The organism is Streptomyces sp. NPDC048361, assembly GCF_040651795.1.
In the GTDB taxonomy this organism is placed as follows: domain Bacteria; phylum Actinomycetota; class Actinomycetes; order Streptomycetales; family Streptomycetaceae; genus Streptomyces.
In genome coordinates this window covers 66322-79278 of the sequence record NZ_JBEZKW010000005.1, presented here as the reverse complement: position 1 = coordinate 79278, position 12957 = coordinate 66322, and the positions used below count along the sequence as shown (strand labels likewise).

The window sequence follows — 12957 nt, the reverse complement described above, 5'->3', positions numbered from 1 at the left end:
CTTAGAACAGCACCTTGGCGAGGGAGAGTGCTCCCTGCCGCCACGGTTCGACACTGGTGACGCCCTGCCCCTTGGCGGACGGGTTCGCGGTCCGCCGGTGCTCGCGCCACCAGGCGTACGTGCGCAGGATCGCGTCCTGGTTGGAGTGGCGCGGACGGAAACCGAGCTGCTCGCGGGCCCGGTCGGTGCTGACGTAGGAGTCGTCGAGCAGCTTGTGCAGCAGGCGTCCGTAGACCGGCGAGAGGCCGGTGCGCTGGAGGGCGCTGAGCGCGGCGAGCGCGGGCCTCGCGGGCAGCGAGCGGACCCGCCTGCCGTGCCCGGCCGCGTCCAGGACCGCCTGGAAGTCCTCGCGGATGGTGCCGAACTCGGTGGCGCCGAGGTTGAAGGTGCCGTCGGCGCGCTCGGCCGGCGCCTCCATCGCGGTGACGACCGCGTCCACCAGGTCGTCGACGTCGAACATCTGGATGCGGACGTCGCCCCTGCCGAGTACGGGGAAGTGCCGCCCCTCCTCGGCCCATTCGAAGAGCATCGCGAACAGGCCCATGCGGCCGGGCCCCAGGAACGTCTTGGGCCGCAGGATCGGCAGGCACATCTCCCGGCCGCGGAACCGCTCGGCGACCTCCTCGGCCTCCGCCTTGGCCGCGCTGTAGGTGTCGACCGGTTCCCGCGGATACTCCTCGGGCGTCGGCACCACCTTGGGCAGGCCGTACACGGCGGTCGACGATATGTGTACGAAGCGCGGCACCGCGTTGGCCTCGGCCGCGCCAAGAACCGACTCCGTACCCCCGACGATCACCGAACGGATCTGGTCGGCCGGATAGCTGGGCAACGCCGCCGCGCAGTGCACGACCACGTCCGCGCCGTCCGTCGCCCGCTTCATCGCCGCCCCGTCCCGCACGTCCGAGACCGTGTGGGTGAGGCGCTCGTGGCGGGTGCGCGGCGCCCTGAGGTCCACACAGTGCACGTCGTGCCCGTCGGCGAGCAGCCGCTCCACGAGGGTCGAACCGAGCATTCCGGCACCGCCGGTCACGACTGTCCTGGCTACCACAGCGACGACACCTTCTCCTTGACGAAACGGGTGAGCAGACGCGGCAGACCCTGCGCGAGGGTGGCGTCCAGGGACTCCAGGAAGTACTCGACCTCGTGGTCCTCGGTGATCAGCGAGGGCGCGGCCATCAGCGGGTTGTCGCCGTTGAGGGTGTAGTAGGCGTAGATGCCGTGGTCCCGGTAGAGCGCGTTGACCACGGAGGACGTGATGAGCTTGGTGCGAAAACGCGGGTCCTTCGTCATCGCGCCGGGCACCAGCTTGGTGACCAGCTCAAGGACCTTGGGGCCCTTGTGCAGGAACACCCCGTGCAGGGCGCCCGCGCCGCGCACCTCGGCCACCACGTCCGGGTGCTCCTTGGCGATGCGTTCCAGACCGGGTCCGAGGATGCGCTCGATGGCGCGGGCCCGGGCCGGATAGTCGTCCTCCACCGCGATGTTGACCGCCTCGATGGCGGTGACCGCTTCCTCGCCGAACCCGTAGTAGGTGGTGCTCGTCGACTGGAGCAGCGCGTCGGTGAGGTTGTCGTAGGCCTTGCGGAAGACCGGCTCCCGGGCGATGAACGCCGAGATGGAGGACTTGCCGCCGCCGAACGACTTGGAGGTGGTGAGGATGTCGGGAACCAGGCCCTCGTACCGCATGAAGTAGAAGAGGCTGCCGGTCTTGCCCCAGCCGGTGTAGATCTCGTCGAAGAGCAGCACGATGTCCTCGCGCGTGCACAGCTCCCGCAGCCCGCGCAGGAACTCCTCCGAGCAGACGTTCATGGTGGACGCGCTGAGCGGTTCGATCAGGATGCAGTAGACGTCCGAATCGCCGTTCGCGGTACGGGACTTGGCGACCTCCGCCTCGACTGCGGCCAGATTCCCGTACGGGAAGACGCCGACGCCGGGGATGCCGGGGAACTGGAAGGTGGACTGGTTCTGCCCGGTCAGGCTGCCCGAGCCGAGCAGCTTGCCGTGGAAGCTGATGTCGGCCCGCAGCACCCGCGAGCGCCGCCCGCCGTGGTACTTGTACGCCAGCTTCACCGCGCCTTCGACCGCCTCCGCACCGGAGTTGGGGAAGAACGACATGGTCAGGTCGCCCGGCAGCAGCTCGGCCAGGTTGTGCCCGAGGGCCGCGATGTAGGGCGAGAAGTAGGTCTTGTGGACTTCCATCCGGTGCTCGGCCTGGAAGCGCCGGCGGGCCTCAAGGATGCGGGGGTGGTTGTGGCCGTGGTTGAGCACCCCGACCCCGCCGGTGAAGTCCAGGACGCGGCGGCCGTCGCGTTGGAGGATGTAGGCGCCCTCGGCGCTCGCGACGAGCTCCTGGCCGAAGCCGAAGGACGTCATGAGGGAGACCTGGCTGCGGTTGACGTGGTCCTTGTACAGGCCGTGGACCTGCTTGGTGGTCAGCGACTCGCAGTCGTCGACGGAGTACAGCTGTGGCATGGGGATCCCTCGGTGTGGGGCGTACGGAAAAGGGGCTTTACGCGGGGACGGCGGTGGGCCGGCCGGAGGTCCGGGTCAGGAGCAGCGCGGCGCCGCCGACCAGGACCTCGCTCAGGGTGCAGACCACGCGGCTGGCGACGGCCGCGGCGGCGGCGGCCTGCCAGGGCAGCACCGCGGAGAGCGCGAGCATCAGGACGGCCTCGCGGGCGCCCCAGCCGTCCGGCAGGACGACCACCAGGCTGGCGGCGGCGGTGGCGAGCGCGAACCCGCCCACACACACCGGCAGCGCCTTGGCCGCGGGCGCGCCGAGCATCACGGCGAGCGCCCACAGGTGAAGGCCGGACACCGCCCAGGACGCGGCGGCCGAGGCCATCGCCCGGCGCATCCCCGGCCCGCTCGCGGTGGCGGTGGGCGCGGGGCGGCGGGCGAGCCTGGCACCCAGCGCCGCAAGGGAGTTGACCAGGCCGGGCCGCGCGGCGCAGGTGAGCGTGACCGCGACGGGAAGCAGCAGCCACCAGGCGTCGCCGCCCAGGGTCCAGGGCGCCGCGACCGGGCCGATGGTGAGTCCGGTGAGGACCGCCGCCATCAGGTTGAGCAGGAAGACGGCGACCATCACGGGCCCGGGTACGCCCACCGCGCGGCCCATCTTCACCTGGGCGAGCACCCCCCAGACCGCCCCCGGCAGGTACTTGCTGAGGAAGGAGGTGAAGAAGATCCGGGTGGCGGCCGCGCCCGGCACCTTCGGGCCGAGATCGCCGAGCAGGGTGCGCCAGGTGGCCATGGAGAGCAGTACGGCGCCCGCGTTGGCAGTGAGCGCGCCAAGCAGATAGGGCACGGCTCCGGGGCGTACCACCAGGTCGGCCAGGTCGCCGATCCGGTCGTGCAGGGCGAAGCCGATGCCGGCGGCGACGGCGAGCGGGAACAGGACGGGCACGGCCCGGCGGGCGAGGCCCCGCGGGGCGGCCGGGGCGAGGTCGGCGGCGGTCATGACGCGGTGTGGACGAAGAGCACGGAGCCGCCGACCAGGCAGGACCACACCAGCGCGTTGGACACGGTCACCCGGTCCCGGAACAGGGCCCGCGACGGGTTGCCGCCGCCGGAGTCGACCATGAGCAGCTGGAGGTAGCGGGCCAGGCCGAACAGCGCGAAGGGGGCGGTGAGCATCGCGACGGCGGTGCCATGGTCGCCGAACAGGGTGCTGCCCTGTACCTGGTTCACATAGCTGATGGCGCACAACACGGCCGCGAACACGAGGAGGTGGTCGAGAAAGCCGACGGTGTAGCCGCGCAGGGCGGGGCGGTGCAGGACGCCGCCCACGGTCATCTCGTGGCGCCGCTTGCCGAGGATCAGCATCAGGCACAGCGAGAAGACGCAGAGCACAAGCCAGTCCGGCACGGGCGAGGACGCGGCGAGCGCGCCCTGGACGAGTCTGAGCACGAAGCCGAGCGCCACGATGAACACGTCGAGCAGCGGCACGTGTTTGAGGCCTCTGCTGTACGCCACGTTGAGGGCGAGGTAGGCGAGGACCGGCCACCAGGCGAGGGCCGGGGTGACACCGAGCAGCGCGCAGCCGGCCACGGCCGCGCCGAGCAGGACCACGATCACCGCGGCGAACGCGACGGCGGTCCCCACCCCGACCCGCCCGGCGGCGATGGGGCGGTTGCGCTTCTGCGGATGGCTGCGGTCCCGGTCGCGGTCGCTGATGTCGTTGACCAGGTAGACCAGCGCGGAGGCCAGGGTGAAGGCGACGACGGCCGCGGCGGCGCCGCCGAGCAGCTGTCCGGCCGGGCGCTCGGCGCCGAGCAGTCCGAACGGCACCACCACCAGGTTCTTGGACCACTGGCCGGGCCGGACGAGGGAGGTGAGATCGCGGAGGAGGCTGGGGGGCCGGGCCTGCTGGGTGCGGACCGGCTGCTGGGCGAGCGTGGGGCCGTAAGTGGCCATGGACAGGCTCCAGTTGCTGACGGGCGGTGGCGGGGGACACCGGGTGGGGAGTCGGGGCGGGGTGCGGGGCCCCGGGGTCACCTCCGGACGGTGGTGGGCACCGGGGTGCGGCGGCGGACGGTGGGCCCGAAGTCCGGTTCGGTGAGCCAGCGCACGACACCGCGTGCGGCGCCGAGCACCAGCGCGAGGTGCAGCACGAAGTGGACGCCGGTGAAGTACAGGAGGAAGCCGGGCCCCTTGGTGCGCAGCACGAAGGCGCTGAGCCCCGGGTCGGCGCAGGCGAAGACCAGCGCGCACAGGGCGGGCACCAGGAGCAGCCACGGCGACAGGAGGCCGAGCAGCAGGGTGGGCGGGGCGAGGGCGGCGGCGAGCACGCCGAGTGGCCGGTTGGCGCTGAGCCCGCCCGCCCGCATCTGGCCGACCGCGGCGACCAGGAGCTGGGAGCGCCGGTACTGTTCGCGCAGCATGGGCAGCAGCCGGTCGACGTCGTCGTGCCGCCCGGTGACGGTCCGGTCCATGCGGATGCGGTACTTCTCGACGAGCCGCCCGCTGTACTCGACGTCCTCCGAATCGCGCAGGTTCTCGTCGAACGGGCCGATCTCCTCGAAGACGTGTTTCCAGATGGCGCCGAGCGCGAAGAACGCGGTCCGCACCTCGCCGGCGCCGCGACGGCGCCAGAAGTGGGCGTGCAGGGCGTGATAGCGCTCCACGGGACCGTCGTCGAAGAGCGGCTCGGGATCGAGGACGCCGTGGACACAGCCGAGGGCCGGGTCGGCCACGAGCTGGTCGACGGCGTTCGCCACGGCGTCCGGGTCCAGCGCGGTGTCGGAGTCGAGGAAGAACAGGATCTCGCCACGGGCGGCGGCGGCGCCGAGGTTACGGGCCGCGGACACACCCCCGTTGTGCGGACTCGCGATGAGCACACAGGGGAATTCACGCGCGATGTCCCGTGAACGGTCGGTGCTCGCGTCGTCGACGACGATGACGTCGAGCGGTGCACAGCTCTGCGCGAACACCGATTCCAGACAGGCCCGCAGCGTCTTTTCGTAGTTGTAATTGGGGATGATGACGGACACGCTCGGGCGGGCCCTGGGCATGACGATTCCGTTTCTGCAGTGCTGAAGTGTGGGGTACGGGAATTCCGGCGGTCACAGGAGCCTGAAGTCCGTGATGTGGAAGCGGGCGAATTCGGGCGACGCGGCGAGCAGCCGCACGCACATGTCCAGGGCCCGGGTCACGGCCTCGGTCTCGTCCGGACTCCGCAGGTAGAGGGCGAGCCGGATCGACTGCCCGAGGATCAGCGCACGGGCCGGCCCCGCCTGGAGACAGGAAGCGTCGACCCGGCGGAGGGTCTCGATGACCTGGGTCCTCGTCGGGGGCTCGGCACGGTCCCCGGCGGAGGCGGTCATCGAGATGCCGACGAGATAGATGGGTCAGCCCCAGGAGAATCCGTCACCGGAATCACCAGAATCACCGGCATTGCCGGAGTCATTGGAGGCAGCGGCATTACCGGAGTCAACGGCCGGAACGGTCGCGGTGACGGTGGTGGTGGCGGAGTCGGCGAGGTGATGGGCGGGCATCGCGGTGTTTCCCTGCGCGATGGACAGGAAAGCGACCGAGGCGGCCACCGGAAGGAGAAGAGCCGCAATCGAACGGAACCTGGCACGCATGGGAACCACCTTTTCGTCAGGAGCTTGATTTCCTTTGGCGAGTTCAAGACTGGCCGACCGCGGCCGGGGTGTCATCGGAAACGGGCTGGCCACAACCGCGCGGCAGGACGGTGCCACCCCGGCCGGCCCCCTCGGCGCCGCGGACACCGGGCTCAGCAGGGTCTTCGTCCGGGGCGGCACCAAGCTGCCAGGCACAACGTGCCGGAGTGCGGCTGGAGTTGGACCGGGGTGGCCCGGAACGCGGAACGGCCACGCCCCCCGGAGGGGCGTGGCCGGTTTCCTGCGGTGTGGGGGCGGGGCTCAGTCGGTGGGGCGCTTGAGGCGGGCGACGAACTTGTACCGGTCGCCCCGGTAGACCGAGCGCACCCACTCCACCGGCTCGCCCTCGCCGTCCAGGGAGTGCCGCGACAGCATGAGCATCGGCAGGCCCACGTCGGTGCCGAGCAGCCCGGCCTCGCGCGGGGTGGCGAGGGAGGTCTCGATGGTCTCCTCGGCCTCGGCCAGGTGCACTCCGTACACCTCGGCGAGCGCGGTGTAGAGCGAGGTGTACTTCACCAGGGAGCGGCGGAGCGCCGGGAAGCGCTTCGCGGACAGGTGGGTGGTCTCGATGGCCATCGGCTCGCCGCTCGCCAGGCGCAGCCGCTCGATGCGCAGCACCCGGCCGCCGGCGGTGATGTCGAGCAGCCCGGCGAGGGTGTCGTCGGCGGTGACGTAGCCGATGTCGAGGAGCTGGGAGGTGGGTTCGAGACCCTGGGCCCTCATGTCCTCGGTGTACGAGGAGAGTTGGAGCGGCTGGGAGACCTTCGGCTTGGCGACGAAGGTGCCCTTGCCCTGGATGCGCTCCAGGCGGCCCTCGACGACCAGCTCCTGAAGGGCCTGGCGCACGGTGGTGCGGGAGGTGTCGAACTCGGCGGCCAGCGTCCGCTCGGGCGGCACCGGGGTGCCGGGCGGGAGGGTCTCCGTCATGTCCAGCAAGTGGCGCTTGAGGCGGTAGTACTTCGGCACACGGGCCGTGCGGACCCCGGCGCCCGCCTCCGTCGTGCCGCTCCCGTCGGCGGCCATGGACTGCCTTCCCGAGTGCTGCGCTGCTGCCGTCACCGGCTCCTCCGTCTGTCGCGGCTCACATGGTGGCACGGACCGGTCACGGGTCGTCGCCCTCCGTCAGGGTGTCGGTCCGGTAACGCGATCGACAAGCCCTTCTTATACACCGCCGCGCGGCGGACGTGCGGGGGAGTATGCAAGTTGGTCTAAACCATTAAAGCCCCAGGAGGCCCTCCGGGGCAGCCCGACGGGGCGCAACAGGCCGGACGGAGCCGACTCGTGGGGCGTGAGGAACGGTGAGGTGTCGGTCCGATAACGGACGGTCTCAGCGTTCTTATCGACCCTTGACACCCCTAAAGGTCTAGGCCAAGCTCCCGGTACTGGTCTAAACCATTAAAGACCAGATCCCAGTCCCACGGGTAGTACTTCGCGTATGTGGCATCGCGGTGGGCGGGGGGTTTCTCATCCCTGAGGAGTGTGGCGTGAAGCGCAAGCTCATCGCGGCGATCGGCGTCGCGGGCATCATGATCGGTGCCGCGGCATGCGGCGGCAGTGACAGCAAGGACGGCGCCGCGGGGGGCGACGCCAAGGAGCTGACCGTCTGGCTGACGGTCGACGCCCAGAAGAACTGGCCCGAGCTGGTGAAGGCCGCGGACGACGCGATCATCGCCAAGCACCCCGGTCTGAAGATCAACCACGAGTACTACGGCTGGCCGGACAAGAACGCCAAGCTCGACGCCGTCCTCGCGACCGACAAGGCGCCGGACGTGGTCGAGATGGGCAACACCGAGATGCTCGCCTACTCGGTCAAGGGCGCCTTCGCCGAGGTCGACCCGTCGAAGTTCGACAACTCCGCCGCTTGGCTCGACGGGCTCAAGGCCTCCGTCACGTACAACGGCAAGACCTACGGCGTCCCCTACTACGCCGGCGGCCGCACCGCGACCTGGCGCAAGGACATCGCCACGGACGCGGGCATCACCGCGACGCCCAAGACGTACGCCGAGCTGACCGCCGACCTGGACAAGGTGCAGGCCAAGCAGGGCGACAAGTTCAGCGCCTGGTACCAGCCCACCCGTGACTGGTACGCGGCCATGTCCTTCGTCTACGACGCCGGCGGCTCCATCGCCAAGCAGGACGGCGACAAGTTCAAGGCCAACCTGTCCTCGCCGGAGTCCATCAAGGGCCTCACCGAGTTCAAGAACGTCGTCGACAAGTACATGAAGGGCGACAAGACCAAGGACGAGGCGGACCGCCCGATCGTCTACGGCCAGGGCAAGTCCTTCCTCGTCTTCAGCCCGGCCTGGGAGGGCGCCAACGCCGCCCTGCCGGAGAACGACAAGGTCGGCAAGCTCGCCGACAAGATCGAGAGCTTCGTGATGCCGGCCCCGTCCGGCAAGGCCATGCCGGTCTTCCTCGGCGGCTCGGACCTCGCGGTTCCGGTCAAGTCCAAGGCGCAGGGCCTCGCCGCCGAGTGGATCAACGCGTTCACCGGCACCCAGGGCCAGAAGGGCCTGGTCGCCAAGGGCAACCTGCCCAACAACAAGACGGACCTCGCGCCGCTGAAGACGGACCCGAAGACGGCCGTGCCGGCCACCGCGGCCGAGTCCAGCTGGTTCGTCCCGATGGCGCCGGGCTGGGGCCAGGTCGAGAAGGCCAAGACCCTCCAGGACATGCTCCAGGCCATCGGCACCGGCAAGAAGACGGTCGAGGCCGCCGCGAAGGACGCGGACGCCGCGATCGACAAGGTCATCAACAACAAGTGACCTCTGGGCAGGGCCCCGTCACGCCGACGGGGCCCTGCCTGACCAGTTCCAGAGAGGGATCCCCAGGAGCGCGCGATGAGTGCCGCAGAGACAACCACCGCCAAGGTGCCGCCGGCGCGGCGCGACCCACAACCGGGCGCCGGATCCGGCCGGCCGGGAAAGCCGGACAAGAAGCGTGGCGCGGGCGGAGGAGCGGCGGTGCCCTGGGCACTGCTCGCGCCCTGTCTGATCGTCCTCGCCCTCGTGCTCGGCTATCCGCTGGTACGCCTCGTCACCCTGTCCTTCGAGAAGTTCGGGCAGCCGCAGCTCTGGGGCTTCCAGGCCGCGGAATCGGTCGGCTTCGACAACTTCAGCACCGTCCTCGGTGACGCCGAGTTCTGGCAAGTCGTCGTGCGCACCATCCTGTTCGCCGCCTCCGCCGTCGTCCTGACGATGGTCATCGGCATGCTCATAGCCCTGCTGCTCCAGCGCGTCTCGGGATGGGTCAAGACCCTCATCAACGTTGCCCTGGTGGCGAGTTGGGGCATGCCGATCGTCGTCGCCATCACCATCTTCAAGTGGATGTTCGACACCGACTACGGCGTACTGAACTGGCTGCTCAGCCAAATCCCCGGCGTCGACGTCACCGGACACAACTGGTTCATCAGCAGCACCCAGGGCCTCGCGGTGATCATGTTGCTCGTGGTGTGGGGCGCGGTGCCGTTCGTGGTCATCACGCTCAGCGCGGGCCTCACCCAGGTGCCCAAGGAGCTCGAAGAGGCCGCCCGGCTCGACGGCGCCGGCTCCTGGGGCGTGTTCCGGCACGTCACCCTGCCGATCCTCAAGCCCATCATCGTCATGCTGGCGACGCTCTCGGTGATCTGGGACATGGGCGTCTTCCCGCAGGTCTTCGTGATGCGGGGCGGCCACCCCGAACCGGAGTACCAGCTCCTCACCACGTACTCCTACGACAAGGCCTTCGTCGTCAACGACTACTCGCAGGGCTCCGCGATCGCCCTGCTCACCGTGGTCCTGCTGCTCGGTGTGATCGCGGTCTACATGCGGCAGATGCTCAAGATCGGGGACGTCGAGTGAGCGCCACGATCGGAAAGGACGGCGTGGCGATGGCTGCCTCGACCGCCGTGGCGCCCGCCGCCACGCGCACCAAGCTCCCCCGCACCAAGACCTCCCGCAAGAAGAACAAGCTGGGCTGGAACCTGCTCGGCCTGCTCGTCTTCGCCACCGCGGGCTTCCCGGTCTACTGGATGCTGAACACCGCGTTCAAGCCCGCCAAGGAAGCGATCGACCCCAACCCGCACCTGTTCCCGACGCACGTCACGCTCGACAACTTCCGGCGTGCGCTCCAGATCGGCGACTTCTGGGGTTCGATCGGCCGGTCCCTGCTGGTGTCGCTGGTGGTCGTCGTCATCGGCATCGCGGTCGGCCTGCTCGCCGCGATCGCCATCTCCCGGTTCGCCTTCCGCGGCCGCAAGATCGTCATCGTCGGCATCCTCACGGTCCAGATGGTGCCGCTGGTCGCGATGATCATCCCGGTCTTCCTGCTCCTCAATGACCTCGGTCAGTACGACAAGCTCTCGGGCCTGATCATCACGTACCTGACCTTCATCCTGCCCTTCACGGTGTGGACGCTGCGCGGTTTCATCGTCAACGTCCCCAAGGAGCTGGAGGAGGCGGCCATGGTCGACGGGTGCACCCGTACCGGCGCCTTCATCCGCGTGGTCTTCCCGCTGCTCGCCCCCGGCATGGTGGCCACCTCGGTCTACGGTTTCATCCAGGCCTGGAACGAGTACCTCTACGCCCTCATGCTGATGAGTCAGAATCACCAGACGGCCACCGTCTGGCTGTCGAGCTTCACCACACAGCACGGCACCGAGTACGCCCCGATGATGGCCGGATCGACCATGATGGCCGTTCCCATCGTGATTCTCTTCCTCCTCGTCCAGCGCAAGATGGCCGCGGGTCTGACGGCCGGCGCAGTGAAGGGATAACCCCGCCCATGACGACTATGACCACGGGTTCCGACACACTGACCCGCGACGCCCTCGCCGTGCTCCAGCCCGGGTTCACCGGCACCACCGCGCCGGACTGGCTGCTCCGTCGTATCGGCGAAGGCCTCGCCTCCGTCGGCCTGTTCGGCCGCAACATCGTCACCGCGCCCCAAGTGGCGGCCCTGACAGCCCAGTTGAGGGCCGAGCGGGACGACGTCCTGGTGGCGATCGACGAGGAGGGCGGTGATGTCACCCGCATAGAGGTGCGCACCGGCTCGTCCTTCCCGGGCAACCTGGCGCTCGGCGCCGTCGACGACCTGGAGCTGACCCGTGAGGTCGCCCGCGAGCTGGGCCGCCGGCTCGCCGAGTGCGGCGTCAACCTCAACTGGGCGCCGTCGGCCGATGTGAACTCCAACCCGGACAACCCGATCATCGGCGTACGGGCCTTCGGGGCGGACACCGCGCTGGTGGCCCGGCACACCGCCGCCTACATCGAGGGCCTCCAGTCGGCCGGCGTCGCCGCCTGCACCAAGCACTTCCCCGGCCACGGCGACACCAACGTCGACTCGCACCACGCGATGCCCCGCATCGACGTGGACCTCGACACGCTGCACGCCCGTGAGCTGGTGCCGTTCCGCGCGGCGATCGCCGCGGGTTCCAAGTCGGTCATGAGTGCGCACATCCTCCTTCCCGCGCTCGACCCCGCCCGCCCCGCCACGCTCAGCCCGCGCATCCTCACCGGGTTGCTGCGCGAGGAGCTCGGCTACGACGGGCTGATCGTCTCGGACGCGGTGGAGATGCAGGCCATCGCCGGGACCGTCGGCATCGAGCGGGGCTCCGTCCTCGCCATCGCGGCGGGCGCCGACGCACTGTGTGTCGGCGGCGGCCTGTGCGACGAAGGCACCGTACTGCGGCTGCGCGACGCGCTGGTCCAGGCGGTACGGGACGGCGACCTCGCCGAGGACCGGCTGGCCGACGCCGCCGCACGGGTGCGTGCGCTGGCGTCGTGGGCCCAGCGGGCCAGGGGGGATGTGACGGGGCCGGGCGCGGCGGTGCAGGAGGGGACCGCGCCCGGTACCGACAGCGGTGTCGCCACCGGCATCGGCCTGGTGGCCGCGCGCCGCGCCGCCCGGATCACCGCGTCGCCGTCGTGGCGTCCGCTGGAGAGCGCCCCGTATGTGGCGACCTTCACGCCCGTCATGAACATCGCGGTGAGCAGCGAGACGCCGTGGAGCATCGGCGGCGAGCTCACGGCCCTGCTGCCGGGCACCGAGAGCGGCACCTACGGCGCGGACAGTGCCGCCGCCGACGTCCTCGCGGCGGCCGGCGAGCGCCGGATCGTCGCCGTCGTCCGCGACGAGCACCGCCACCCGTGGATGGCGGCGGCCCTCGACGCGCTCCTCGCGGCCCGCCCGGACACGGTCGTGGTCGAGATGGGTGTGCCGCTGGCGGCTCCGCGCGGCGCGCTGCACATCGCCACGCACGGCGCGGCGCGGGTGTGCGGCAAGGCGGCGGCTGAGGCCATCGCGGGGGTCTGACACCGCCCAGGGATCACGTGGCGGGGTGACGGTCGGCGGACCGTCACCCCGCCACGTTTGCATGTGCGGGTAGCGCCGGAGCCCGGTGGAGGGGATGTACGAACGGGCCGACTTTCCATGTACGCAAGGGCCGAGTTGTGCGGAGCCTGCGGAGCGTGGCGCTCCGGACGGCCCGCCGCGAGGCCGCCAACCCGGTTTCGGGGCCCTCTACTTGACAGTACGTATCTGCCGTATGTCCGGTGCGTGAACCGGCCCGAAATGGGCTTCGCACCGCCCCAACTTCGGGCTTGACACCACAAGTTGGTCTAGTCCACCTTGGTGGTACGCAAGATCGGTGTGGGTGCCCTCGACCCCTGAGCGGCACCGAGCGCGAGGAGGTGGCAACCCCGGCCCTGCCGTCGTGGAGGCCCCCTCCTTTCACCGGACGACCGGTCGGCGCGACGATGCGCCGAGCTCACCAACTCCGGTTTCCGCAGGCCTGTTTGCCGGCGCAATGCTCGTTGGCGCACCGGCCGGGGCAAGGGCCGCCCGAGCGCGCCGC

At 70.2% G+C, this 12957-nt stretch carries 12 protein-coding genes; 4 read left to right on the top strand and 8 right to left on the bottom strand.

The window, feature by feature from the left end:
* Position 1: 1 nt before the first annotated feature.
* The 8 genes from AB0D31_RS04550 to AB0D31_RS04515 all read right to left on the bottom strand — a co-directional run bounded on the left by AB0D31_RS04550 (position 2) and on the right by AB0D31_RS04515 (position 7148).
* Positions 2 to 1048 (bottom strand): NAD-dependent epimerase/dehydratase family protein, encoded by a 1047-nt coding sequence (locus tag AB0D31_RS04550; RefSeq protein ID WP_362716884.1) that lies wholly within the window; start codon positions 1046 to 1048, stop codon positions 2 to 4.
* Complete coding sequence (locus AB0D31_RS04545; RefSeq protein ID WP_362716883.1) at positions 1042 to 2472, bottom strand: aspartate aminotransferase family protein; 1431 nt, start codon at positions 2470 to 2472, stop codon at positions 1042 to 1044. Before AB0D31_RS04545 ends, AB0D31_RS04550 begins: the two co-directional genes overlap by 7 nt.
* A 37-nt stretch (positions 2473 to 2509) precedes the next feature.
* On the bottom strand, positions 2510 to 3460 hold the full coding sequence (locus AB0D31_RS04540) for a lysylphosphatidylglycerol synthase domain-containing protein (RefSeq protein WP_362716881.1): 951 nt from the start codon (positions 3458 to 3460) through the stop codon (positions 2510 to 2512).
* Entirely contained in the window at positions 3457 to 4416 is a 960-nt protein-coding gene (locus AB0D31_RS04535) for a UbiA prenyltransferase family protein (RefSeq protein ID WP_362716878.1), read from the bottom strand. Before AB0D31_RS04535 ends, AB0D31_RS04540 begins: the two co-directional genes overlap by 4 nt.
* A gap of 77 nt (positions 4417 to 4493) precedes the next feature.
* Complete coding sequence (locus tag AB0D31_RS04530) at positions 4494 to 5513, bottom strand: glycosyltransferase (RefSeq protein ID WP_362716875.1); 1020 nt, start codon at positions 5511 to 5513, stop codon at positions 4494 to 4496.
* A gap of 51 nt (positions 5514 to 5564) precedes the next feature.
* The gene (locus tag AB0D31_RS04525) at positions 5565 to 5825 is read right to left on the bottom strand and encodes a hypothetical protein (RefSeq protein WP_362716872.1); all 261 of its coding nucleotides are present in this window, start codon (positions 5823 to 5825) and stop codon (positions 5565 to 5567) included.
* Between the two features lie 24 nt (positions 5826 to 5849).
* Positions 5850 to 6086: a hypothetical protein gene (locus tag AB0D31_RS04520; RefSeq protein WP_362716869.1), complete on the bottom strand. Its 237-nt coding sequence runs from the start codon at positions 6084 to 6086 to the stop codon at positions 5850 to 5852.
* 300 nt (positions 6087 to 6386) lie between these two features.
* A complete protein-coding gene (locus AB0D31_RS04515; RefSeq protein WP_362717098.1) occupies positions 6387 to 7148 on the bottom strand; it encodes a GntR family transcriptional regulator in 762 nt (253 codons plus the stop codon).
* A 461-nt stretch (positions 7149 to 7609) separates the two neighbouring features.
* On the opposite strand from AB0D31_RS04515, the gene AB0D31_RS04510 reads away from it, so the two are divergent.
* The 4 genes from AB0D31_RS04510 (at position 7610) to AB0D31_RS04495 (ending at position 12416) form a co-directional block, all read left to right on the top strand.
* Positions 7610 to 8890 (top strand): extracellular solute-binding protein, encoded by a 1281-nt coding sequence (locus AB0D31_RS04510; protein ID WP_362716866.1) that lies wholly within the window; start codon positions 7610 to 7612, stop codon positions 8888 to 8890.
* A 75-nt stretch (positions 8891 to 8965) separates the two neighbouring features.
* The gene (locus AB0D31_RS04505; RefSeq protein WP_362716863.1) at positions 8966 to 9964 is read left to right on the top strand and encodes a sugar ABC transporter permease; all 999 of its coding nucleotides are present in this window, start codon (positions 8966 to 8968) and stop codon (positions 9962 to 9964) included.
* Between the two features lie 29 nt (positions 9965 to 9993).
* Complete coding sequence (locus AB0D31_RS04500) at positions 9994 to 10878, top strand: carbohydrate ABC transporter permease (RefSeq protein WP_362717095.1); 885 nt, start codon at positions 9994 to 9996, stop codon at positions 10876 to 10878.
* A gap of 8 nt (positions 10879 to 10886) precedes the next feature.
* Entirely contained in the window at positions 10887 to 12416 is a 1530-nt protein-coding gene (locus AB0D31_RS04495; protein ID WP_362716860.1) for a glycoside hydrolase family 3 protein, read from the top strand.
* Positions 12417 to 12957 lie beyond the last annotated feature (541 nt).